General features: G+C 36.1%; 24 protein-coding genes and 1 tRNA gene. 7 read left to right on the top strand and 18 right to left on the bottom strand.

The window, feature by feature from the left end; translation table 11 throughout:
- Positions 1-23 precede the first annotated feature (23 nt).
- Positions 24-1,031 (bottom strand): NAD-dependent epimerase/dehydratase family protein, encoded by a 1,008-nt coding sequence (locus tag VHP32_11500; GenBank protein ID HEX2788513.1) that lies wholly within the window; start codon positions 1,029-1,031, stop codon positions 24-26.
- Between the two features lie 345 nt (positions 1,032-1,376).
- Between VHP32_11500 and VHP32_11505 the strand changes: the two genes are divergently transcribed.
- Positions 1,377-2,828, top strand: a complete 1,452-nt coding sequence (locus VHP32_11505) for a hypothetical protein (protein ID HEX2788514.1) — start codon at positions 1,377-1,379, stop codon at positions 2,826-2,828.
- On the opposite strand, the gene VHP32_11510 is transcribed toward VHP32_11505, so the two are convergent.
- The 11 genes from VHP32_11510 to VHP32_11560 form a co-directional block, all read right to left on the bottom strand.
- Positions 2,773-3,504, bottom strand: coding sequence for a 7-carboxy-7-deazaguanine synthase QueE (locus VHP32_11510; GenBank protein ID HEX2788515.1), 732 nt, complete (start codon positions 3,502-3,504; stop codon positions 2,773-2,775). The two genes, VHP32_11505 and VHP32_11510, sit on opposite strands and share 56 nt — an antisense overlap.
- A gap of 7 nt (positions 3,505-3,511) precedes the next feature.
- Positions 3,512-4,333, bottom strand: a complete 822-nt coding sequence (locus VHP32_11515) for a DUF3108 domain-containing protein (GenBank protein ID HEX2788516.1) — start codon at positions 4,331-4,333, stop codon at positions 3,512-3,514.
- Between the two features lie 106 nt (positions 4,334-4,439).
- On the bottom strand, positions 4,440-4,943 hold the full coding sequence (locus tag VHP32_11520; GenBank protein ID HEX2788517.1) for a hypothetical protein: 504 nt from the start codon (positions 4,941-4,943) through the stop codon (positions 4,440-4,442).
- A 6-nt stretch (positions 4,944-4,949) separates the two neighbouring features.
- Positions 4,950-5,912: a glycosyltransferase family 9 protein gene (locus VHP32_11525; protein HEX2788518.1), complete on the bottom strand. Its 963-nt coding sequence runs from the start codon at positions 5,910-5,912 to the stop codon at positions 4,950-4,952.
- A 5-nt stretch (positions 5,913-5,917) separates the two neighbouring features.
- The gene (locus tag VHP32_11530; protein HEX2788519.1) at positions 5,918-6,556 is read right to left on the bottom strand and encodes an LON peptidase substrate-binding domain-containing protein; all 639 of its coding nucleotides are present in this window, start codon (positions 6,554-6,556) and stop codon (positions 5,918-5,920) included.
- 42 nt (positions 6,557-6,598) lie between these two features.
- Positions 6,599-7,111 (bottom strand): hypothetical protein, encoded by a 513-nt coding sequence (locus VHP32_11535; protein ID HEX2788520.1) that lies wholly within the window; start codon positions 7,109-7,111, stop codon positions 6,599-6,601.
- A 16-nt stretch (positions 7,112-7,127) separates the two neighbouring features.
- A complete protein-coding gene (locus VHP32_11540) occupies positions 7,128-7,643 on the bottom strand; it encodes a hypothetical protein (GenBank protein ID HEX2788521.1) in 516 nt (171 codons plus the stop codon).
- 135 nt (positions 7,644-7,778) lie between these two features.
- The gene (locus VHP32_11545) at positions 7,779-8,555 is read right to left on the bottom strand and encodes a superoxide dismutase (protein HEX2788522.1); all 777 of its coding nucleotides are present in this window, start codon (positions 8,553-8,555) and stop codon (positions 7,779-7,781) included.
- A 111-nt stretch (positions 8,556-8,666) separates the two neighbouring features.
- Complete coding sequence (locus VHP32_11550; protein HEX2788523.1) at positions 8,667-9,035, bottom strand: iron-sulfur cluster assembly accessory protein; 369 nt, start codon at positions 9,033-9,035, stop codon at positions 8,667-8,669.
- A 34-nt stretch (positions 9,036-9,069) separates the two neighbouring features.
- Positions 9,070-10,257, bottom strand: a complete 1,188-nt coding sequence (locus tag VHP32_11555; protein ID HEX2788524.1) for an IscS subfamily cysteine desulfurase — start codon at positions 10,255-10,257, stop codon at positions 9,070-9,072.
- A gap of 49 nt (positions 10,258-10,306) precedes the next feature.
- Complete coding sequence (locus VHP32_11560; protein HEX2788525.1) at positions 10,307-10,708, bottom strand: Rrf2 family transcriptional regulator; 402 nt, start codon at positions 10,706-10,708, stop codon at positions 10,307-10,309.
- A 213-nt stretch (positions 10,709-10,921) separates the two neighbouring features.
- On the opposite strand from VHP32_11560, the gene VHP32_11565 reads away from it, so the two are divergent.
- Positions 10,922-11,497, top strand: coding sequence for an RNA polymerase sigma factor (locus VHP32_11565; GenBank protein HEX2788526.1), 576 nt, complete (start codon positions 10,922-10,924; stop codon positions 11,495-11,497).
- On the top strand, positions 11,494-13,248 hold the full coding sequence (locus VHP32_11570) for a hypothetical protein (protein HEX2788527.1): 1,755 nt from the start codon (positions 11,494-11,496) through the stop codon (positions 13,246-13,248). Before VHP32_11565 ends, VHP32_11570 begins: the two co-directional genes overlap by 4 nt.
- Positions 13,249-13,320: 72 nt before the next feature.
- On the opposite strand, the gene VHP32_11575 is transcribed toward VHP32_11570, so the two are convergent.
- Positions 13,321-14,298, bottom strand: coding sequence for a hypothetical protein (locus VHP32_11575; GenBank protein ID HEX2788528.1), 978 nt, complete (start codon positions 14,296-14,298; stop codon positions 13,321-13,323).
- Positions 14,299-14,436: 138 nt separating this feature from the next.
- On the opposite strand from VHP32_11575, the gene VHP32_11580 reads away from it, so the two are divergent.
- Positions 14,437-17,391 carry an insulinase family protein gene (locus tag VHP32_11580; GenBank protein ID HEX2788529.1) on the top strand — a complete coding sequence of 985 codons (2,955 nt, stop codon included), beginning with the start codon at positions 14,437-14,439 and terminating at the stop codon, positions 17,389-17,391.
- Between the two features lie 126 nt (positions 17,392-17,517).
- On the opposite strand, the gene VHP32_11585 is transcribed toward VHP32_11580, so the two are convergent.
- From VHP32_11585 to VHP32_11595, 3 genes are all read right to left on the bottom strand, one after another.
- Positions 17,518-18,126 (bottom strand): DUF5683 domain-containing protein, encoded by a 609-nt coding sequence (locus VHP32_11585; protein HEX2788530.1) that lies wholly within the window; start codon positions 18,124-18,126, stop codon positions 17,518-17,520.
- A 124-nt stretch (positions 18,127-18,250) separates the two neighbouring features.
- The gene (gene secG / locus VHP32_11590) at positions 18,251-18,640 is read right to left on the bottom strand and encodes a preprotein translocase subunit SecG (GenBank protein ID HEX2788531.1); all 390 of its coding nucleotides are present in this window, start codon (positions 18,638-18,640) and stop codon (positions 18,251-18,253) included.
- A 73-nt stretch (positions 18,641-18,713) separates the two neighbouring features.
- Positions 18,714-19,940: a YCF48-related protein gene (locus tag VHP32_11595; protein HEX2788532.1), complete on the bottom strand. Its 1,227-nt coding sequence runs from the start codon at positions 19,938-19,940 to the stop codon at positions 18,714-18,716.
- Positions 19,941-20,252: 312 nt separating this feature from the next.
- On the opposite strand from VHP32_11595, the gene VHP32_11600 reads away from it, so the two are divergent.
- A tRNA-Glu gene (locus tag VHP32_11600) sits at positions 20,253-20,324 on the top strand.
- Positions 20,325-20,386: 62 nt separating this feature from the next.
- Here VHP32_11600 and VHP32_11605 read toward each other — a convergent pair.
- Complete coding sequence (locus VHP32_11605) at positions 20,387-20,953, bottom strand: DUF4256 domain-containing protein (GenBank protein HEX2788533.1); 567 nt, start codon at positions 20,951-20,953, stop codon at positions 20,387-20,389.
- A gap of 45 nt (positions 20,954-20,998) precedes the next feature.
- The gene (locus tag VHP32_11610; protein HEX2788534.1) at positions 20,999-21,571 is read right to left on the bottom strand and encodes a hypothetical protein; all 573 of its coding nucleotides are present in this window, start codon (positions 21,569-21,571) and stop codon (positions 20,999-21,001) included.
- A 139-nt stretch (positions 21,572-21,710) separates the two neighbouring features.
- Between VHP32_11610 and VHP32_11615 the strand changes: the two genes are divergently transcribed.
- The gene (locus VHP32_11615) at positions 21,711-23,864 is read left to right on the top strand and encodes a LamG-like jellyroll fold domain-containing protein (protein ID HEX2788535.1); all 2,154 of its coding nucleotides are present in this window, start codon (positions 21,711-21,713) and stop codon (positions 23,862-23,864) included.
- Between the two features lie 119 nt (positions 23,865-23,983).
- Positions 23,984-25,414: an aldehyde dehydrogenase family protein gene (locus VHP32_11620; protein HEX2788536.1), complete on the top strand. Its 1,431-nt coding sequence runs from the start codon at positions 23,984-23,986 to the stop codon at positions 25,412-25,414.
- Positions 25,415-25,420: the final 6 nt, after the last annotated feature.

Consider the following 25,420-nt stretch of genomic DNA (forward strand, 5'->3'; position numbering starts at 1 on the left):
AGCTATTCATATAAAGCTAAAAATTATCGGGCGGGCTTTAATTCTGCTACTATTTTATCTTCTTTGGAATAATCGAACTGTTCTGCAGGTATATTTTTAGGCGGATTACTTAACTCCCATTTAATTGTATTGATATATGCTTCTTCTTCAGGAATTTGTTCAGAATACCCAAGCTGTTTCCTGATTTTTTCAGAAGAAGTATCCAAATCTTGTGAATTATTTTCTTCTGAATGACCGTTCTGCGGATTTATAATAATTTCACCTTTCCAGCCGGTGTATTTTGCTATTCGTTTAATCCAATCATATTCATTATCGGTATTTTCTTCCGAAACATTATAAACCTGATTAATTGAATTATCGTTTTCAATTGCAAGTCTGATGGCATACGCAACATTGTCAACATAACCTCTGCAGCCTTTCCATTTAGCTGTTCCTTCATCAATCAAAATAAACGGACGGTTATCATCCATTCGCTTTAAATAATTAAAAAACCTGTACTGATAATCGTTCGGACCATACACCATAGGTAACCGCAATATTGTCCATTTTATATCTTTGTCGCTCATCAGTACTCTTTCACATAATATCTTGTCATATTTATCCAGTCTGCCTTCTTCTTCGGGTTTTTTATATGGATAAAATTTTTCTCTTAGCGGAGATTCCTCCGTCAAAGGAACTGCGTCAGGTTCGCCCGGCTCGGTTCCGAGCAATCGTCCATAAGCACGGTAAACATCACAGCTGCTTATCATAATTATTCTATTTGTAATGTCTTTAAATACTTCTACTAAAAATTTTGCCTGGTTTTCAAATATACATACCATATCAACAACCACATCGGGCTTCAATGCTTCAAATTCGGTCTTGAATTTATCCAATTCATTTCTGTCACCTTTGATAAGTTTCACACCATCAGGGATATTCTGCTCTTTTGTTCCGCGATTAAAAACCGTTACATTATGACCCGCATTCACAAGCTGCCTGGTCAAAGAAAGCCCAATAAAGGACGTTCCTCCAATTATTAAAATCTTCATTATATACGTTTAATTAGTGTTTTTGGCTTCTCCAATTCCAAAAAAATTAAGCTAAGCGAATTATCCGTCAAACGAATAACTTTTTCACCCTTTCCCCGGAGGTGTCGCTTAGCTTATTAACTTATACGGAGATAATTAAAAAAAGTAATACCTATATATATTAAATATATATTAAATACATAGGTTCCTGAAATTCGTAATTTTTTTAAAAAACTTAACAAAATGCCCTTTCATTCGTATTATGCTATAAAATTTATTTGTTTTATGACCCCATCAAAAGACTTATTCGATTTAATAAAATCCCTCTCAAAAAGCGAAAAAAGGTATTTCAAAATATATGCTTCTATGCAAAAAGGCAACAAGAACTATATGAAGCTTTTTAACAAGATTGAGAAGCAGGCAGAGTACAATGAAAAAGAAATTAAGCAGGAGTTTAAAAACGAAAAATTCATAAAGCAACTTACATTCACAAAAAATTATCTTTATAAATTAATCACAAAAAGCTTAATATCATTTAATACAAACAATTCCATTGATTTAAGATTAAATGAAATCATAAACAAATGTAAAATTTTATTCAAAAAAGCATTATACAAGCAGTTCTTTCAAAATCTGAAACTTGGCAAAAAAACTGCGCTTGAATATGAAAGATTCCATCATTATCTGCAATTCATTGAGCTTGAAAAAGTCATCATAATGAAGAAGATTCTCCCGAACAACAATGATGCGAAAATATTTGCAGCTGAAACAAGCGTGCTTGAAAAAATCGAGAACATAAATAAATATGAAACAATAATTTCCGAGCTTGAGACATATTACCGTTCAAAAGGACGTTTCAGGGAAAAATCATTGTTGTTCCTTAAGGATGACCAACTAAATAATCCCCTTCTGCAGGATGAAAAAAAAGCTTTGTCCATAAGAGCGCTTGAGCATTTTTATATGGCACATCAATTAATACATGATTTGCTTGGTGACAGCCCGAAGATGTATATGTATGCGCACAAAAGATTTGAGCTGATAAAATCAAATCCGAAGCCATTCGAAGACCAGCTTCTTAATTACTGGATTGATACGCTGACTTACCTGACATTCTTTGCATTGAATTTCGAACAATACGCCGAGCTTCAGAAATATTTAAAAATGCTTCAGTCTCTTCAGTCACATTCGCTCGTTAATGAAATAGATATTTTCACCGTTGTTTCAATGCTTGAATTAATCGGGCTAAGAAAAGACTTAAAGTATTCCGAATGCATGGAAGCAATCAAAAGAATCGAAAAGAAGCTTGATGCATACCAGGGAAAGATGGATTACAATATGGAAATTCTTTTGAATTATACAATCTTGAGAGTGTTGATGTTTTTAGACGAATATAATATGGCGCTAAACTATGGTAATAGGATTTTAAATAATCCTAATGTAAAAGTTCGTGCAGATATTGAATGGTATGTTAAGTTGATTTATCTTTTCATACATCTTGAACTAAAAAATCATAAATTTTTAAAATATCTTACATCTTCCACACAGAGATATTTCCAAAAAAAGAACCGCGTGTTTAAGTTAGAATTGGTAATACTTAATTATGCAAAAAAAGTCGAGAGGATGAAAAAAGATGAAGATATAACGTTTGAGAAGAAACATCTTTTAAAACAAATGAACGAACTTAAGAAAGACCCTTTTGAAAGAAATGCTTTTACATCATTTGATTTTGGAAGATGGCTGGAATTAAAAATAAACGGCGAGCTTAGACGCCCCGCTGATTTCCCCACGCCAAAATATGCAGGCGGTCAGAAAAGTTAAAGCCGTTTTTTATGCACGCTTCAATGGTCATCAGGCGCGTTTGGTCAAGGTCTTGTTTTGAAATTCCCTCAGGCATTAAATAAATATCACTCGCAGGGATTTGCAAATCGGATTTAATCATCATAATTTCCTCCAAATCACCGTTTCCTGTATAAACAAACTTCCACTGAACATCAGTAAAATTATTTTTCTTCAGCAGGCTTATACGGTAAAGCGCTTCGGCATTCACCCTGCTTTTCTCGTGCATTTTCTCATAACTTGTTTTATAAGGGATGGACGACTTAAGCTTTGGGCTGACGCTGATTAAATCTATCATAGTCAAAAAATCGCTGTAGTATGTTCCGTTCGTTTCGAGTGTTATAAACACATCAGGATTTTCTGCTTTTAAGCTTTCAATAAGGAATTTTAATTCATGGGGAAACATTGTCGGTTCTCCGCCTGTAATTACAACATCTTTGCATTTATATTTTGCATATTCATGTATAATGTCGCTGATATGCACATCGCCAATATTGTCATCATTATCAGGAAACCAGCTCGTGTACGGCGTATCGCATAGATTACCGCTTGTGAACTGGCACCTGAGATTACAATAATTTGTCCTGATAAAAAAAGAAGGGGTTCCGGCACGCTTCCCTTCGCCCTGAATGGAATAAAATAATTCCGAAATTTTCAATTATATGTTAGTCTACTTTTGCTTTTAATGTACCGGCTAATCCGCTGTACTCGGTCAGGTCAACATCTATATAACCGATTACAATTTTAGATTTTACTCTGACGGGTATTCTTAATTCATCATCGGTCATCCAGACATATAAATCACCTTCACTTTTGAACAAACCGCCCTCCACTACAAGCGGCTGAACGACAACGCATCTGAACTCGCCCGCAGGAACTTCAATTGTTTCTTTCCCGAGATATTTTACATCGAGGGGATATACTTTATCTTTATAAAAATTCTCAAGTTTGACAATGTCATACTTATTCATTTTAGAGTAATCCCACGTTCTCGATAAATAAAGCGCGCTGACCGCATCCTGAACGTATCGCGGAATATCATATTCGCCCTCGAATTTTTTCGGGTCTGTATCACCCGTGTAAGCTTTTGCCTTAAGATTCTCATGGTCGAACAATGCCTCGAAATCCCGTTTGTAATTTCCCTCTCTAATGTGCTGCTCAAATCTCCAGGGGAATAAACCATCTTTGTCAACATAAGTTTTATATAAATCACGCACCTGATATACCCAGTCAAAGCTTGAGGTAGAGTTTACAACAACTGAAATGTCATAAACCGGTCTTCCGTTTATGCTGCCCAGGTTTGGCGAAATTTCCATAATTGCTTCACCTGCAGTAACAAAGCCGTAGTTAATTTCATATTTCAGTTTTTCACCCGGTTTAAATGAGTTTTGCTGAATGGTTCTGAATTGAAACGGCTGAACGTTATCCTGTGCGAAAACATTAGCCGCAAAAAATAGTAATAATATCGATAATATAATTTTCTTCATTACTTGTCTTTACTTATCCTTTGTATTTTAATTTTCTTTAACTTTTAACATTCACCTGTCGTTTAATGTTTCAGAAATTCCGCATAACTCTACATGGAAAATGCCTTTAATCCCTCAATTTTTCATAAAAAGCAAAGTCTTTTGATTCGGGAAGCTGAAATAATATTCCGCGTGAAGATTTTGTATTCCCTTTAGGATCCGCATATTTCAACGTTACAAACTCAAATATTTTATCTTTTTCGGTTAATTCAATTCCTACAGGAATTAAATAATTAGAAAAAAAATACAGGTTTTTTATAGTATCTTTCTGCTCCCAATCACTTTCCACAATCATATTTTTGTATAAGTTTATCTCACCATTGTTGAAAGAAATCAGTATTTTTTCTTGAACAATATCTCCCAGATAATCACCTGAAGGTGTCTGTCCCGGATAAATAAACTCATATGTTCCGAAATATTCTGTAGTATGCTCAGCATTCCAATCCGTATATTCCACAACACTCACATATGCATCTTCAGAAGATAAAAATACTTTATCCTGTGAGTATGATGCTGAAGTAATTATGAAAATTCCTATAAGAACAAAAAAGCGGTAAATTATTTTATTCATAATTTTTTATTTAGCTAATAAATTATTTGCTGAATTTAAAATCTGGTCTGAAGCTACATCAGGTCTTAATATAATCTTACTTTCGTTCAAAGGTCCCCATCGTGTTTCGTTCATTGGTTTTTGTTCAGGGTAAAACCCGATGATTTTTTTATTCAAAGCGCCTGCAATGTGAATCGGTCCGGTCGAATTTGCGATAAACAATTTACTATTATTTATTAATATCAGCAATTCCCTTAAATTTAATTCTCCCGACAAATCAATAATATTATTTTTATTTTCAATTTTTGAGTTAAAATTTTTTTCGGAAATTTTACCAGTTATTGCAATTTTTATATTATTGTTTTTTTGAAATTTATTTATAAAATCAACCAATACATCTTCTGAAACATCAATCGACGAACCCCCGCTTGAAGGATGAATGATTATATATTCATCGTTTATGTTAAAAAGATATTTTTGAAGCTTTTCATTTAATAAACTCTCTTCAGTTTCATTGATTTTAAAACTATACTTAAAATCGTAACCAGCTTCCGGATAAAGTTTTTTTAAAAGATTGACATTATACTGATATTCGTGCAGTAGACACTCTTTTCTGTGTTCATGAATTTTTATGTTATACAAAAATGAATACCAGCGGTAAGCTGTTCCAATCCTTAACGGTACTTTTGACAAATACTCCGCCCGGCTTATATCAAAAACGGGAAAAGCATTTATAACTAAATCATAACAAATCCTTTTAAAAAACATTTTAAGATTTTTGATGTTCTCCAGAATGATAACTTCATCAATTATTTCATAATCATATAAAAGCTCAGCAACGTTTTGAGAAACTAAAATACTTACGTTCGCATGCGGGAGAATTTTTTTTATCTGGTATATCAGCGGAAGTGTGAGAATAACGTCTCCGATTCTATCAGTTCTTACAACAAGGATTTTTTTTATTGAATTTTTATCTGGAATGGGAGCCATATTCCTTATTGAATATATCCGTCACTTTTAATAATGTTTGAAACCCGGGTAGCTTCCTTTAGCTGAGGAATTACATCTTCAAAATATTTTAAAACATAATCAAGACGTGCATTTTCATTATCAATCTCAAGCAGGTTTTGTTTTTCAATTAGAGACAACCCTGCCTTTTGCGCAATATAAAAAGCGATATATTTTTTATCTTTCCAATCTTTGTCTTCCAGATTTATGAGCTTCACTCCGCCCTTATAAACCTCGCTTACAAGCTCATTATAACATTTGACAGCTTTCTTGATTTTTTTTTCATCTACAGGATTATTTTCTTCCGGTTTATAATTAATTTCACCGACATAATATCCGATGCTGTTCGGTTTATATTGGATAAGCTCATAAATTTTCTCACCTGTAACGACAATTCTCATCTCGCCGTTTTCATATTTTTGCGTTATCTCGGTAATTCTTGCGTTGCAGCCGGTTGTATGAATTTTTTTATTTTCGATAAGATTGACCCCGAACACACTTTTGTTTTCAATGCATTCGTTAATCATTGTTTTATAGCGTTCTTCAAAAATAAACAAAGGAATTTTAGAATCCGGAAAGAGAATTACATTAAGCGGAAAGAGTGGTATTGTAGTCTTTTCAGACAATCATTTACACCTGCATAGGACAGGTAATTTAAATTAATAACTTTATTTGTAAGTTATAACAACTGAGGTAATATTTTCATTCGAGCTAAGCATAAGCTGAACGTCTCTGTTATCTTTCTGAAAACCAATCATTCCGCCATTATCTTTCATAAGCATATCTCCGCTTTCAGTCTGCTTAAATCCGTTTTTAACCATTTCGGATTTATAAAACTCTACAACTTCTTTAACGGGAGCATCTGTCTGAAATGTTACGACCATTCCATCGGACGAAAGCAGCGAACCGATTACTTTCCCATTCTTAGGTTGAGGAATATCTTGCGGAAAATCAGAAGGCAAACCCGTTGACATGCCAAGTTCGTTTCCCGGGATTGTATTTTCTGTTTTACCGGTTAAACCCGGAACAGAGCCGTCATCAGTAATCTGCTGTTTTACTTTATCCTGCTGAACTGAGTTTGTATCTTTAGAAGTTTGGTTATCAGGTTTCTTCCCGCATCCGATTATCAACGTTAACCCTAATATTAATACAATAATTTTAAATATTCTTAAACTTTTCAAATTTTATTTTCTCCCGTTAATTCAAACACTTGACTGCTTCAAACGTTCCGGCAACCCAGCTTTTATTTTTGTCGTTATAGCAAATTGCAATTTTTCCCTTAACTGTTTTTTCATCGATTTCTGTAATTACCAAAACACAATTCCATTGTTCATCAACCTTTACTAATTCTTTTCCTTCCTCATAATAATGATAGCTTGAAAACACACCATCTATCTTTGCATCAAAATTTTCTTTTATAAAATCACCAACCAAAAACTCTCCGCCTTTTTTTTCCAATGAAAATGCATCATTATTTTCAATAAAACCGCAATCTTGCTTTGGTCTTCTGCTGCTGAAGTTTATCACATTATCACCGCTTCCCCTCCAGATTTCGAAATTAATATATTCAAAATTAACTTCTTTACCGTTGAGAAAGCCTTTTACAGGTGTATCCGGAATATCATTCACGGATAAATTTTGCTTCCAGACAAATTCACCTGTGTTTTTGGGAACCTCCGGCGAATCTTTTTTATTGCAGGAAACAAAAAACAAAATCAGAGCTAATGATAAATAAACTTTCCCCCGTAATATGTGCTGTATTTTAAGAAATGAAAGAATAATTTTTTTATTAATTTAAAAAAGAAAGGCGGTATTACCCGCCTTTTAATATAAAAATTTTATTAGAATTTATTTAGCGTATTTTTTATATCTATCATTGATTCTTCCCCAATGCAAGTTATTGATAAAATTATCAATATACTTTGCTCTTGCAGGACCATCTTTATGATAATATGCATGCTCGAATACGTCACAGCAAATCAACGGAATACCGCCCCATAATCCGCCATAATGATGTTCATCGGTCTGAATGTTAATTAATCTTCCGCTATAAAGCTGGTCGAGTGTCAAAACTCCCCAGCCGGAAAGCTTTGCTGAAAGTGCAGCTGCTTTGAAATCGGCTTTCCATGCATCAACGCTTCCGAAATTTTGTTCAATTGCTTTTTGAATTTCAGGACCTTTTGAAATATCTCCGTCACCACCGAGATTATCCCAATAAACATCGTGCAATAATGCCCCTGCATGGTTCCATGTGAATCTTCTTTTCAATTCGCCATAATCGCTATAGTTTCCGTTTGCTTTCGATTTGTCAGCATTCTGTAATGCACCTTCAATTGTATTGAGTGCGGTTACATAACCTTTCTGGTGAGTGTTATAATGCCAGTCGGATGTTTCAGCATCCATAACATTTGCGAGCAATGTTTTTGCTTCGTCATCCGAGTATGGTCTTTTGTTTAAAACCCATTCATAAGCCATTTTGTTTTCTCCTATGTTTGTTGTTGTATTAGTAGTAGTTGTAGTTGTGGTTGAATCATTTTTACACAGTGAACCGGAAAATACGGTAAAGCCTGCAATACTTATTGTTGATGCTTTTATAAAACTTCGGCGTGTGAATTTATCTTTCATAAGCTCTCAATACATGTTGAATATTAAAAAATATAGTCTGAGCAAAATTTTTTTCCGCAGAGGACACAGAGTTTGTTCTCTGTGAACTCTGTGGCTATAAAGTAAAACTATTTATACTCCAAACGAACTTCCACATCCGCAAGTTTTCTTTGCGTTAGGGTTATTAAATACAAATCCCTTACCGTTCAATCCATCAGTATAATCAATCTCTGTTCCGTTTAGATACAAATTGCTTTTCATATCAATATAAATTTTAACTCCGTCGAATTCCAGTATATTATCACCTGTCCTTGTTTCAGCATCAAAGCCGAGCGTGTATGTCATACCCGAGCATCCGCCGCCTTTTATGCCGACTCGCAAGCCGTAACCTTCAGGAACATTATTTTCCTGCATTATTTTTTTTATTTCACTCACCGCTTTTTCGGTAACGTTAATTTCGTCGCTTACTCCGGGAATGAATTCTTTTGTTTGTGTTTCCATTAATTAAATTTTACTCCTTAAATTATTAAACTTTTTATTTACTCATCATCTCCCACACAGGAGATTTTTCTCTTATAGAATTTACAACTTCTTTGACTCTATTTATTGTATAATCAATTTCTTCTTCAGTGTTCCATCTTCCGATTCCGAATCTGATTGAAGATTTTGCCTGGTCGTCTGTTCTGCCGAGCGCTTTTAAGACATGAGATGCTTTCATTTTTGATGAAGAACAAGCGCTCCCCGATGAGAAAGCAATTTCATCTATTGTTCCGAACAAATGCGATGCTTCAACTGCTTCAAAACATAAATTTGCATTTCCCGGTAATCTGTGAACAGGATGACCGTTCAGATAACACAGCTCAAGTCCTTCTGTCAGCTCTTTTGTTAAATGCTCACGCATTTTTATCAGCCGTGCGTTTTCTTCTTCCATAACATTCATGCAAACCTCGCATGCTTTCCCAAAACCGACTATTCCGGGAACGTTCAGCGTTCCGCTTCGCATTCCGGATTCGTGACCGCCACCGCTTATTTGTTCGCTTATTCTGATTTTTGGATTTTTATCTTTTACAAATAAACCTCCGACACCTTTGGGACCATATATTTTATGCGAAGTCATAGACATTATGTCAATGTCCATATCCTGAACATCTACAGGAATTTTTCCTGCTGCCTGCGAAGCATCTACGTGAAAGAACACATCATTTTTTGAGTGAACGAGTTTCGAAATCTCTTTAATCGGTTGAATTGTTCCTATCTCATTATTAGCAAACAAAATACTTACCAAAATAGTTTTATCGGTAATTAAATCGTTAAGATGGTTCATATCAATCACACCATATTCATCAACGTTTACTATGTCAACTTTAAATCCCATATTTTCCAGACACCCGCAAGTATCGATAACGGCATTGTGTTCGATTGGAGTAGTAATTATGTGATTTCCTTTTTTACCATAGCTATCAGCAATACCTTTAATCGCAAGATTGATTGATTCTGTCGAACCGCTCGTAAAGATAATTTCCTTTGGCTGCGCGTTGATGAGCTTAGCAATTCTGTCACGACCGACTTCAACCGCATATGATGCTTCCCATCCGAATCTGTGAGTTTTGCTTGAAGGATTCCCGAACTTCTCATTGAAGTAAGGAAGCATTTCTTCAAGCACCTCCGGGTCTACCGGTGTTGTTGAATTATAATCTAAATATATCGGAAACTTAATTGCCACTTTCTTTTTTTGAAGTCATTCCCGCGAAGGAGGGAATCCCAATACAAACTTACATAAAATCACTTATCTTTTTCGAGGAAAAAAATTGTTCCAATTCTTTAGAGATTTTCACCACCGGGTCTTTGATTGTGCAGTCATCAAACAAACAGCAATCTTCAGGTCCTTTTCCTTGCATGCATTCCACAAGCCCTTTCTCGCCGTCAAAAATTTTTATTAAGCTTTCAAGAGAAATATCTGATGGCAGTTTGTTTAACTTATAACCACCATTAATTCCCTGGTTTGAAATTAAAATCTTTTCTTTTGTAAGCTTTTGAAGTATTTTAGCAAGAAGCTCATGTGGAATTTTGTACTTGTTGGAAATTTCCTTTGCAGTCACGACATTTTCATTCGAAGTTGCAAAATATCTTAACGCTATTAAAGAATATTCGACCTTTTTGGATAATCTAATCATTTTAAAACAAGACTAATATAGTCGTATTTAAAATGATAAAAAATGTAATTTGCAGTGTCAATTCAGCTTTCAAATTAATTTTCAAGGTGATTTAAAGCAGAATTCACGAGTTTTATCATATTTTTCTTAACAAATTTAAAAATATTTCGTAACCTTATCTAAACCATTTCCGGTTTCGGGGCATCTCACTATATGTAACCACAAATTTAGGGAATGCCGGCAGAAGCAATTCGTTTTAAACCCATTAATACAAATTTGATAATAAAGGACTCCGGCGAATACGATGTAATAATTCAGGCATCTCAAAAAGACCAATCCGCCTTCAAGAAACTTTTTGATAAATATTCAGGCAAGATTTATGCTTTTTCTCTAAGATTGACAATGAATACTGAATCCGCTGAAGAAATTGTTCAGGAAACTTTTATTAAAGCATGGAATAAGCTTGAATCATTCAGGTTCGAGAGTAAATTTTCGACGTGGCTGTTCGGCATAGCGTATAATGAATTTCTTATGCACAACAGGTCGAAAAATAAAAGAGACGAAAAATTTGTTCTGGCTGATATGAATGAGTTACTAAATATTAAAACTGTTTTTAACTTTGATACAAACATTGACATTGAAAAAGCCATTTCAAAACTGCCCGAACAGGCAAAAGCAGTTTTTGTTCTTCATGAAATTGAAGGATACAAACATAACGAAATTGCAGAAATGATAAACATACAGGAAGGAACTTCCAAAGCTCATTTAAACAGGGCAAGAAAAATTTTAAGAGAGGAGCTTTCAAAATGAAAGATTGCGAAAAATACAAAATACTTATTGATGAACTTGCAGACGGAGAAATTTCAGATAATAATCGTCTTGAGCTATCTGCGCATATGAAGGATTGTCTTGAATGCAGCATTGTTTACGAACAGACTTTAACGTTTAAAGAAAAGATGAAAAAAATTCCATCTGACGTAAAACCCCCGCATACCGTATGGAACAGAATAAATGAAAAAATCACTGAGGACAACATAGAAGTTAAGCAGGTCGCAGGTAATTTTTTTACAATTGTAAATACAGCACAGGATACTGCTGCTGTTCAACCGGAGGATGAGCCTAAAAAAGGGAAATCTTATTTAAAATATGTTATTGCTGCATGTGTTGTCGTGTTTCTCGGTTTGATTTCAATTCCGTTTATTTATCGTGCGGACACCGATAATCCTGATGCAACGGCATTTGCTTATTGGCACGTAACAAAAGTAAAAGGAGCTCCCGTCATTAACGACGGTGCAAAATCAATTGCTTCATTTGACAGCTTGAAAGCCGGCGACTGGATTGAAACAGACGATTCATCAAAGGCAATCATTACGATTGCCGGGCTCGGAGAAATTACGGTTGAGCCAAAATCCAAAGTTAAAATTTTAAACAGCGAAAAAGGTGAACACAAAGTTCTTCTTGAATACGGAACCATCAATACAAATTTTTCGCAGAAGTCTGAAAAATTTTCTATAGAAACAAAAAACTCGATTGCATGGGATAACAATCCGAAAGGAACTGCATACACTTTCAGCGTCGATAACAAAGGCGACGGAATGATTCTTGTTAAGGACGGTTCGGTTTTACTTGAGTCAAGAGGCAAAGAATCCGTTGTTCCTGCCGGAAAAATTTGTCTCGTTCAGGCATCTGTCGGACCGGGAACGCCGTTCAGCGTCAATGCTTCTGCTGAATTCAGAAACGCTCTATATACTTACGACTTTGAACCCGGTAACACAAATGCAATTTATAATGTAATAAACACGGCTAATAACTCTGATATGATTTCATTAATCAATCTTATCCCAAGAGTTAATGATGACATGAAAGAACAGATTTATTCCAAAGTCTCAGGTGTTGTTGCTCCGCCTACTTATATAATAAAAGACAGCTTGAGATATTTTGACTGTGAGAAGCTCGGTGAGTGGATTGAAAAATGCCAGGAACAGGTGTGGCAAAATGTGGAAAAAAATCTTGAGGGGCTTGATGAAAGAATCAGAATAAAAATCGAAAAAAATATGGGAGATAATTTTGATGTGAAGGTATTTACCGAAGAATTGAATAAAGAAATCGAAGAAAACCTGAAAGATGCATTAAAGAATCTTGATATGTCAAAAGAAATGATTGAAAAGCAAAAGGAACAATTCAAATCAAAAAACTGGAACTTTAACTTTAGTTTCCCTGATTCATTCAAAAGCCATTTTGAAATGCTTAAAGATGGCTATAATTATAATTATGAATTTGACAGTGAAGAATTTAAACAGGAAATGAAAAACCTTGAAGAAGAATTGAAGAACAATCAGGAAGAATGGAAGATAGACCAGGAGCAGTTAATGAAAGACCTCGATGATGCCCAGCAGGAAATTGATGAAGCAAAAGAAGAGATAAGACGAGAGCTTGAACAAATGCGTGAAGAGCAAAGAAAAGAACAGGAAGAATTGCGGGAAGAACAAAGAAGAGAGCGTGAAGAACAACGTCAGGAATTAGAAGAACAGCCTCAGGAAAATTCAGGTAGTGATATATAAATAAAGTCTGTTTCCTTCCATATGTGGTTAACTCCTGCTGTTTGTATTAAAAACAGCAGGAGTTTTTTTATGCTATGGTTTGACTCTGTATGAAAGCCCTGCATAAGTTGATGAGAATAAATTCACATCAGGACTCCACAGTGAGCTTCTTGTATTTGCGCTCAGATAAGCATTGAATACCCCATGGATATGGCTTGTGTAGATTCTGAAATTCTTTTCATATACCCTGTCAAACGTTCCTCCGTTTGGAACCTGTGAAACCATATTAAACGAAACGCGGTGATAACCAAATGTATTTCTCGACCAGTGGAATGCCACGTAATCAGTATCCGACTGATTACTGTTCAATGTAACGCGGCATTTTAGTTCATCGTTTCTCACAAAGTTTAAAATTCCGTTCTGACCGAAAAATCTCTTAGCTCGGAAAACGTTTTCCGTAAAATCAGGACCATTTAACGTGAACAATAAATTATCGTTCTTGAAAAACTCAATCTTACTGATTGTAATGTTTGATTTACCCAGTTGAGGCGCTGTGGTCTGACCATCAATTGCAGAATACTCATACAATCTCCAGTTCAAACGGACATTATCGCTTCTTCCGACTCTCTTGAATGAGAGAAACCTTCGCTGAACCTGGGTATAAGGTTTTGAGACTGAGTCAAGTGAGCCGCCAAGATAACCGACAATTACAAAGTTACCGGATATTTCACGTATGACTTCAAGTTTTTTTAAAGTATCGGTATTGATGATGAAATTCGTGGTAACGGTAACTGAAATAACCCTGCGTCCCCATTTAACCAGAGAATCAAACGGTGAGCCGCCGTCATCCTCAACCGGACCGGATGCATCGAAGTCAAGCACTTCACTGCTCATTAAATTATCGTCATCATCATTGTCCGAACTATATCCGCCGTTAACAGCAAGACTTTGAACATATTCGTCATCACTCATATTGCTGGTTATAGGGTCATTATTGCATCCTGAAAGGAAAATAAACGTAGTAATAAAGGTAAAGATGAGGCAGAGCTGTAAATAATTTTGAATTTTCATTTTTTTCTCTCCTAATTGAGTTCGTAATTCTTTGACAAGAACATATGAATAATGGTTTAAATAAATTAAAAAGTTACCATTTTATCTATATTATAACATACAGATTTTTAATAAATTCAATATTATCACAAAAAAATCATGGGAAAAATTAAATTAATTTTTGGACTTTTTATTGCGTTTTTGATACTTTCCTCAACAGCTTTTTCACAAACCAAAACAGTAACAAACGGCAAATATACCTATGAAACTGTTGAAGGCGACCCGCTGAAAGCAAGAATTTACACCCTGGATAACGGACTAAAAGTTTATCTTTCAGTATATCAGGATGCGCCAAGAATCCAGACTTACATTGCAATCCGTGCGGGAAGTAAAAATGACCCTGCCGATGCAACCGGACTTGCTCACTACCTTGAGCATATGCTTTTTAAAGGAACCGATAAATATGGTTCGCTCGATTATGAAAAAGAGAAAGTTTATCTTGATCAGATTATTGAGCTATATAACGTTTACGGAAAAACAACCGATGAATCTCAACGAAAAGCAATTTATCATCAGATAGACAGCATATCATCTCTTGCATCGAAGTATGCAATTGCCAATGAATATGATAAAATGTTAAGTTCGCTCGGCGCTTCAGGCACCAATGCATTTACTTCAAATGAACAGACTGTTTATGTAAATGATATTCCGTCAAATCAAATTGAGAAGTGGTTAACAATCGAAGCTGAAAGATTCAGAAATCCTCAGATGAGATTGTTTCATACGGAACTTGAAGTTGTTTATGAAGAAAAAAACCGTTCGCTTGATAATGATTTCAGTAAAGCATTTGAGACATTGTATCTCGCATTGTTTCCTACACACCAATACGGAACACAGACAACAATCGGAACGATTGAACACTTAAAAAATCCTGCGCTTCAAAAAACGATTGATTACTTCAAAACCTATTACGTGCCAAATAATATGGCAATATGTCTTTCAGGTGATTTTGATCCTGACAGAGTAATTGAAATGATTGACAATACATTCGGCAAAATGCCGCGTGGCAACGTTCCTGAATACATACCCCCGGTTGAAAAACCAATCACTTCAGTAAAAACTTTTGAGGTTACAGGACCAAACCCCGAAGGAGTTCTCATTGGTTATAGATTCCCCGGTGAAAATACAAGAGATGCGGACTTGTTAACAGTAACGGATATGATTCTGAGCAACAGCAAAGCAGGATTAATTGATTTGAATTTAAACCAAAAGCAAAGAGTTCTTGAGGCAAGCTCAAACCCGAGAATCATAACAGATTATTCCATATTTACTTTATACGGAAGACCACGTGAAGGTCAGTCTCTTGAAGAAGTAAAAAATCTTTTACTAGCTCAGCTTGATTCTGTAAAACAGGGAAGATTTCCCGATTGGCTGATTGAAGCTGTCAATAACAATATGAAACTTGACCAGATTCGTAATAACGAATCAAACCGTTTCAGAGCAGGCGCATTCATGACTGCGTTCATTGAGAGAATTCCATGGCAGGATTATGTAACCCATCTTGAAAGATTAAAAGGCATAACTAAAGAAGATGTGATGAGATTTGCCAATGAAAATTTCAAAGACAACTATGTTGTAGTTTATAAAAAAACCGGTGAAGATAAAAATACTCAGAAAGTTATTAAACCTGAAATTACACCTGTTGAAGTTAACCGTGAAGCGGAATCCGATTTTGTGAAAATGATTGTCAACACTCCGGCTGATAAGCTTAGCCCGGTGTTTGTTGATTACAAACAGGACATAAAAGAATTTAAGATTAAAAGCGATGTTCCCGTTTACTATACAAACAACGATGAAAATGCCTTGTTCAGTATGTCTTATGTATTCGATATGGGAACCAACAACAACAAAATGCTTGCACCTGCAATTGCATACCTTCCCTATCTCGGAACTTCGCAATATACGCCTGAACAGCTTCAGCAGGAGTTTTATAAGCTCGGATGTTCGTTCTCCGTAAACACAACTTATGACAGAGTTTTTATCAGCTTAAACGGCTTAAACGATAACTTTGTGCCTTCGTTGCAATTGTTCGAAAGTCTTTTGAATGACCCTGTGCCGAATGAAGAAGCATTGATTAATCTGAAAAAAGATATTTTAAAAGTTCGGGCTGATGCAATGCTTTCCAAGCAGTCTATCTTAAGTGCAATGAGCTCTTACGGTGTTTATGGAAAGCAGTCCCCTTTGACAAATGTGCTTTCTAACACAGATGTTGAAAATTTGAACGCAGTTGAACTTGTAAACTTAATTAAGTCTCTCGATTCATATCAGCATAAAGTTTTATATTACGGACCTTTAAGCGAAAATGAATTAAAAGCCGATTTAGACCAATATCATGAAATTCCGGCAGTTTTAAATCCTGTTCCTGATGCAAAAAAATTCAGCGAGATGGAAAATCTTAATGACAAGATTTATGTAGTTAATTATGATATGGTTCAGGCGGAGATAATGATGATTTCACAAAAAGATACCTATGACAGAAACAAAGTGCCTCTTCAGACTTTATTCAATGAATACTTCGGAGGAAGCATGTCATCAATAACATTCCAGGAACTTCGTGAGTCAAAAGCACTTGCTTATTCTGTTTTTGCAACACAGCGTTTTCCTGATGCAAAAGAAAAACACGGATTTATTTATGCATACATCGGTTCGCAGGCAGACAAACTTCCCGAAGCAATGAATGCGATGTTCGAATTGCTTAATAATATGCCGAAGTCCGATATAACTTTTAACACTGCAAAGAACAGCATCATTCAGCAGATTGAATCAGAGAGAATTACTAAGGCGAATGTTCTGAATAATTATCTTGCAGCCCAGAAACTTGGAAATGATTATGACATAAGAAAGGATATTTATGAACAAATTCCGTCAATGACCTTCGAAGACATTCAAAAGTTTCATGCCGAGAATATCAAAGATAGCAAATATACAATTATGGTTCTGGGGGATAGGAACAAACTTGATGTAAATACTTTATCTAAATACGGAAAGGTTGAGTTCTTGACTCTTGAAGATATATTCGGTTATCAAAAACCGAATGTTGATGCGGTTCCATAGATTTTGGCAGTACCTCAAAACAATAAAAAAGCAGTGTGTGATTTTCAGCACTGCTTTTTTATTGCAATTATTTGTTAGTAGGACAGACATTCTTGTCTGTCCGGAAAGGCAGGATGCCTGTCCTGCTTAAAAATTAATTTTCATTCCTAAAATATTGTTCCCTCCGAGTGTAAATTTCATTTTATCAGACACATCAAAATCATATAGCTCTGCATCTACATAAGCATCCGCAATCTGCACCAGGTAAAGCAATGCAGTATAAATAAAAAACCTGTCTCTTTCATCACGATAAAATTCTCTTAAGCTCAGCAGCCGCGCATCTCCCGAAGGATTTTGTGTCGTTATGGATGCTGAATACTGGTCTGCATAATTTCTATAGTCTTTATTGCTTTGAATTATTTCATATACCAGATATCCGCCGACTCCGGCAATAACAGGAATTTTCCAGTATGATTCATTATAAAACTGACCTGCCCCCGGAATCGCCGCCGATAGCAGTGTTGCGGTTAAAGGAGATTTTTTCATCACAAATGTTGTCTGTTTGACGTCATTGGTATCTGCAAAACTATCCTGAGTCTGAGAATTATATAACAGATGTTGTTTAGTATTCAGTTTGGAGTTGAATTCTTTGCGGGGCTTTAATTCAAAAAAATTTTCCTGCGGAAAAATTTCAGGTGCAGATGAAAGAAAAGCAATGAAGAGCGATATCGATAAGATGAAAATTTTAAGCATCATACTTTAAACATAATAAAAGTAAACATCTTGCTTAAAATAATAAGGACAGACTCTTATTCAAATGTAAATAGAATTATCGTCTGTCCTTAAACTTTTTAGTGCACTTCAACCGTTAAGCTACACCTTACGGTTGCGGAGTGGTTTGTTGATTTTGCTGGTCCTGTTGTCCTGGAGGCTGTTGTCCGCCGGGTGGTTGTTGACCCGGAGTTTCCATCGGAACATTAGGAGGAGGCAAAGTCTGCGTTCCTGCATTTCTTTGGATTACGCTTTCTTCAAGTCCGTCGCTTTTGCTGATATATATGTTTAACAACAATGACGCTACAAGAAAAACTGAAGCAAGAACAATCGTTGCCTTTGATAAAAAGTCAGATGTTCTTCTCGCACCGAAAACCGCAGTTACGTTTGAACCGCCGAATGTCGATGAAATTCCGCCGCCTTTTGATGCCTGCAGTAATACAACTGCCATCAATAAGATGCAAACCAATACTAATAATACTATAAATAATGTAACCATAATAAATAATATGCCTAATTTTTTCTATTTTTTAAAGCCATAAAAGATGAAAAATTCATCGTTTTTTCTCAAATTATTTTATAAAAAGCATTTTTTTAGTATCCATTAAACTTTCGTTTATATACAAAGAATAAAAATAGACCCCGCTCGAGGCATTGATTCCACCCCATTTCGTTTCATAGATACCTGCATTTAAAATCCCGCTGAAAAGTTGTGAAACTTCCCTGCCATTTATATCAAAAACTGCCAGCTTTATATTTTTTGAACCCGAAGGTATTTCAAATTTTATTTTTGTAACGGGATTAAACGGGTTTGGATAATTTTGATGCAAAATAAATCTTTCAGGAACCTGATTTGAAATTTGATTTATGCCAACACCTCCTGTTGTGGTTTTCAATATCACTCCCTGCTGTCCGACTGCAAGTCCAAGAGTAGCGCTTGAAAAAGCAATACTATATAAATCTGATGTAACAGTTACATTTTGATTTTGCCAATTTGCTCCGCCATTTGTTGTTTTTAAAATTATTCCCGTGCCTGATGCATAAACTATATTTTCATCAACGCAATATATTGAAAACAAATTATTGGTAACACCTGGTGTAAGAGAAAACCAGTTCTCTCCTGCATTTGTAGTTTTCAAAATTCTGCCGTTATATCCAACAACAAATCCTGTATTATCATTTACAAAATATACTGCACGTAATTCTGAGGTTAAACCTGAACTTTGCATTGTCCAGTTTGCTCCGCCGTTTGTCGTCCGAATTATTGTCCCATTGAACCCTACGGCATATATATTATCCGGAGTTACCATATAAACTCCCGTAAGCTCTACGTTTACACCGCTTTTTCTGGAAATCCAGTTTGTACCTCCGTTTGTTGTTGTCATTATTGTCCCTTCCAATCCAACCACAATCCCCGTGTTTGCGTCTTTAAAATCAATATGAACAATTGTATGTGAGCCGGCATTTCCTGTCGGTGTCCAGTTCATGCCTCCTGTTGTTGTTTTCAAAACAATTCCATTTTCACCCGCTGCATAACCAAAATTCGCGGGATTTACGAAATGAATGGAACGTAAAAAATTTCCGGTAACAGCCGGAAGCGAAACCCAGTTTGTTCCTGCGTTTGTAGTTTTTAAAATCATTCCGCTTAATCCACAAGCATAACCTGTATTTGCATCTGCAAACGAAACTCCCAGCAATACTTGTGTTGTTCCGCTTGTTTGCTGAACCCAACCGGTTTGAGCAGATACATTTGATATTAGAACTAAAATAAAAAGAAAAAGGGTGGATAAAATTTTCATAGATTTTCGATTAAGTTTTGTAAGGGCTGTAATTTTTTACGTGGGGTAGAGGTCTATGTTTCGAGCAATAAATGGCATAAAAGAATAAATCTGGATTATTTTTTAATTGGTAGTGTCTTAATTTGCCAAGTGTCATCCTGAACGAAGTGAAGGATCTCTCCTTTTCATTAAAAAACGAGATTCTTCGCTTTGCTCAGAATGACACATATGTAATTTAACCCAAATTAAGACAATACCTTTTAATTTATTCGGTTTTATTCCATTGAAAAACTTCCTTATTTTCGGTATTTTGTATATTCGCCAAGAAAATTTGGCCCCATCGACTAGTGGTTAGGTCGTCACTCTTTCACAGTGAAAACACGGGTTCGAGTCCCGTTGGGGTCACAGATAAAAAAAGCCGCTTAAAAAGCGGCTTTTTTGTTATATTTCAATATTTATTGTTCAGATTAAACCTTCAGTGAACCACGAAATCCTCTGGCTGCATAATAAGAAGAGGCACCATTATGATACACAAAAACTGTGTCATATCGCCGGTCACCAAAGATTGCGCCTCCAAGCTTTCTGATATCGGAAGGTGTTTTCAGCCAGCTCGACGTCTTCGTATCGAAATTTCCAAGTTCCTGCAGTTCTCTGTATTGTTCTTCCGTTAAAATCTCAATACCCATAGAACCTGCCATATCAATTGCGTTATTTTCCGGTTTGAATTCTTTTCTTGAGTCAAGCGCCTCACGGTCATAGCAAATACTTCTGCGACCTTTAGGACTTTCCGCCGAACAATCGTAAAAAATATATTCATCTTTCTTTTTATCATAGCCGACAACATCCGGTTCACCTCCTGTATTTTCCATTTCGTTGAGCGACCAAAGCTTTTCAGTCTTGGCTTCCAGTTTAGTTTGTACTTTATTCCACTCAACACCTTTATGACGCTTCATGTTTTCCTCAAAACGGGTTTTCAATGTTCTGAGTAACTGTTTACTTTGCTCTGATGATAACTTCTTTTTGCTGCTGCTCATACTTTATACCTGCATCTTTATTATTAATGATGTTTATGTATGAAATTATTTTATTCCAATCGTTAAATTATACTGCCCTTCCCACGGGTCGCCTGCCATTTGGTTCTCACTTAAGATAAGTTTCCAGTTACCGGCTTCGTTTAGGTCATATGTCATCTGATTTCCAAACGGACCGTCTGAATTTCCTGATGGGCTTATGATTTGCCCAATTCTTATGTTGCCGTTTGAAGGAACAGGAACTACTGAAGCAGTAAGCTTTTGGCCTTTTGAAACTTCAAACACATATGCAATCTGTTCGCCGAAACCTTTTATTGTTCCGTTCAGTGTTACCTGAGTTGAACCAACCGGAAATTTTACGATTATTGCTCCGCTTTGGTCTCTGCCTGAACTTGTGTTTGTCTGCTGTTGAGTATTTTGCGTTGCGGTTTTTTCTTCCGTTGCCTTGCCGTCTGTTGAAGAAGGAGGTGTTTGTGTATTTTGCTGGGTATTATACTGCTGGCTCGTTTGGTTAGTTGAGTTATTCGTAGTGTTGCTGCCTGTGTTTTGGCTGTCGCTTGATTTTCCGCAGCCCCAAGATATAAATATAACTAATGCGAATGAAACAAGTTGTTTTTTCATTGAAATGTTTTTTGATTTATCGATAAACTATGTAATCTTAACGATACAATAAATAGAAAATTAACGGATTAAGGTGTTGTTAATTTAATTTAATATTATTACAATAGTGTCTCACATAAAATAAACTACAGGGGGCTATATGAAATTAGCTGTTACCTTACTTGGTATTTTATCTGTTTTTATTTTTGTAAACCTTTCCGAAGCGCAATATTATTACAACAGAGCATTCAGTCTTCCCGGCGGAGCAGGAAATTATGTAGCTGCAGATCCCGGAGCAAACCTAAGTATCACCGGAAGCTTCACTCTTGAGTGCTGGGTGAGACCCACCAACATTTCATCTCCTGCGAACCAGATACTTTTTCAGAAAAGATTAGGTTCAGGTCAGACAGGATATGGAATTTATGCTGCAACAGGCGGAAGACCAGCCGTCAGAACAAATCAAACAACTCGTTTAACGGCACCCGACAGCATTAAGAATAACGTCTGGAATCACGTGGCAGCTACTTATGATGCAAGTACAGGAACATTTGTTATCTATTTAAACGGTGTCCAAAGTGCAACCGTAACAGTTGCAAATGCTACTCCGGCTGCCGATACGGATTCATTAAGAATCGGTGCAGGTTTTAACGCCGTATATGCCGGACTTATGGATGAAATCAGAATCTGGAATGTTGTAAGAACCCAATCTGAAATTGTGCAGACAATGCGCATACCTCTTGGTGTAACAGGCGGTCTTTATCCCGGTTTGGTTGTAGTGTACCGGGCAAATACTGTCACCGGAGGAAGCGGCATTGAACCCATAAACGGTTATACTGCTCATCTCAGAGGTGGCTGTACATTTGCAGATATTGGAAGCAATCCCGGAAGCCCGATGGCATTTAATACTGCAATAATCGGTGATGCCACTGACGGAAGTTATATTGCTATACCTAATTCTTCAGCAACTTCACCAACAACTGCGATGACACTTGAAGCCTGGGTATATCATAACAATGCATCTACTCAAGTCATATTTGCAAAGGGTTCGACAAATTATCCTTACAGGATGGTAAAAAGTATCGGCAACAGTTTTAGAGTGTTCATAAATGGTACAGCGGCTGGTTCAGGCAACTTCGGAGGAATTATTCCAAACAACAAATGGACACACCTTGCTTTTACATATGACGGCGGAACAAGTACCTTCGCTTATTATATGAACGGAATACAAACCCTGACCGGAACTCAGGCATTTACAATTCCGACTAATTCTGATTCTGTTACTATCGCCGGAGGAACTAATTTGGTTGAGTTTAACGGACTGATTGATGAAGTTAGGATTGCAAATTATGTAAAAACTCCTTTGCAGATTGCAAAAGGAATGTTTGTATCTATTGACAGCAATAATGAACCGAATCCCGCGGGCTCAAATCTTGCATTTAATTTTGACGGAACACTTCAAAGTTACGCAGACACAATTACAGGCAGTGCCGTATTTGTCGGAGCAGGAAAAAGATTTACTAACGTAAATAATCCTGTTGAACCTCCAACTCCGTTGAACAGATTTGATGCTGCAAATTTTGCTGATGGGTTCAGTATGCGTTATGCTGACTTATCTTTTGGTGCAGCTCCTACTTCGGCAACGGATTCTGTTTTTTTCCCTAATAGCTCGGTAATTTCCGACATAAATGTTTTTGTTGGAGTCGAACATGCATTTGGAAATGATGTTTCAGTCAGCTTAAAAAATCCTTCCGGCAACACAACCGTTGTTCTTTATCCCGGAAGCGCCATTGATGCAGGAATGAACATGATTACAATATTTGACGACCAGGCAGACAGTTCCATTACCGCTACTACAAGAGCTCCGTTTAGTCCAAAAGTAAAACCATCAAATCCTCTTTCTGCTTTTAACGGACAGAATACTTCCGGATGGTGGAAACTGACAGTTACAGATATAAATCCCGGAGCTAATGATGGTAGATTAGCCGGCTGGGGAATTCAATTTAATAACCAAACTCTTGTTGGTGTTGAAAATAATTACACAGGCGTTGCGGATAAATTCTCGCTTTCACAGAATTATCCTAACCCGTTTAACCCATCAACGACAATTAGGTACAGTCTCGCAAAAGATGTTAATGTAAAGATTTTATTATTTGATATTCTTGGAAGAGAAATTCAAACATTAACAAATGAATTCCAGAGAGCAGGTTCTTATGAATTATTATTTAACGCAAAGTCACTCGCAAGCGGAACATATTTCTATAAGATTCTCGCAGGTGATTTTGTTGAAACAAAGAAAATGCTACTGATAAAATAAATTAAAATTTGTAATATGACGTTTTCCAAACGGGGCTTCAAGCCCCGTTTGTGTTTTTGCACCAAATTCTCCCCTCAAAATTAAATTCCATATTCGGTATCTTTGTTTTTACGATATATATGGACATAGAAAAATATTTAATTAAAAATGTATTTGTTTCGTCTGACAAGGTCATCGACATTGTGAATCCATATACAAATGAGGTAGCCAAGAAAGTATTTAAATCCCCTGAAAAAGATGTAGATACAGCGCTTGATTATCTGACCGAAGTTCAGAAAAAATATAAAAACGTTCCTACATATATAAAATCGGAACTACTTCAAAAAGTATCCGATAAAATTAAGCAAAGAAAAGATGAACTTGCGTATTTGATTACTCTTGAAACAGGTAAGCCGATTAAGTTTTCTAAAATCGAAGTTGAAAGAGCAATTCTGACTTTCCGTCTTGGCAGCGAATTGTGCATGCAAACCGAAGGTGAAATTTTAAATCTTGATTTATTAAAAGGTTCGGAAAATAAAATCGGATTAGTTCGGAGATTTCCGCTCGGAGTTATACTTGCAATTACTCCGTGGAACTTCCCTATCAATCTCGTTGCGCATAAATTATCACCTGCACTTGCATCGGGCAATGTTGTTTTACTAAAACCTGCATCTGTAAGCTTAACCTGCGGAATAAAAGTCGGTGAATTAATTCACGAAGCATCAAAAGAAGTCGGACTGGATTTTTGTCCGGTGAATGTTGTTACTTCATCAGGCAGTGAAATCGATAAATTTCTTGCTGATAAGCGAGTGAAGATGATCAGCTTCACAGGAAGTTCGGATGTCGGTTGGAACATAAGAAAAAAAGTTGTTTACCAAAAAGTGTCTCTCGAGCTTGGCGGTAACGCGGGAGTCATTGTAAATGAAGATGCTGATATTGAAACTGCTGTAAAGAAAATTTCAATAGGCGGATTTGCACAGGCAGGACAAAGCTGTATATCAGTCCAGAGAATTTTTGTTCATAAAAATATTTATGATAAGTTTTCAGAAGCATTCCTGAATGAAGCTAAGAATATAAAATACGGTAACCCTTTTGAAGAAGATACAATTGTCGGTCCGATGATTACCGAGAAAGAAGCCGAGCGAATCGAGGAATGGATTCACGAAGCAGAAGAAGAAAATGGGAAAGTTTTAATTGGGGGCGAGCGAAAAGGAGCAATTCTTGAACCAACTGTGATGACAAACGTGGACATAAAAAGCAAAGTAAATACAAAGGAAGCGTTTGCTCCGTTTGTAACTTTGAATAAGTTTGATGATTTTAAGCAGGCAGTCCGCATGGTGGATGATTCGGAATATGGCTTACAAGCAGGAGTTTTTACAAATAACATGAATAATGCTTTTTACGCTTATAATAATATTGATGTTGGCGGAGTTGTGATTAATGACGTTCCGACTTATCGCATGGATTCAATGCCTTATGGCGGCGTGAAGCTCTCAGGCAACTCACGCGAGGGTGTGAAATATGCAATGGAAGAAATGACAGAGCTTAGGGTGATGGTAGTTCAGAATTAATTCTTA

It is taken from the genome of Ignavibacteria bacterium (genome assembly GCA_036262055.1).
Classification (GTDB): domain Bacteria; phylum Bacteroidota; class Ignavibacteria; order Tepidaquicellales; family Tepidaquicellaceae; genus DATAJP01.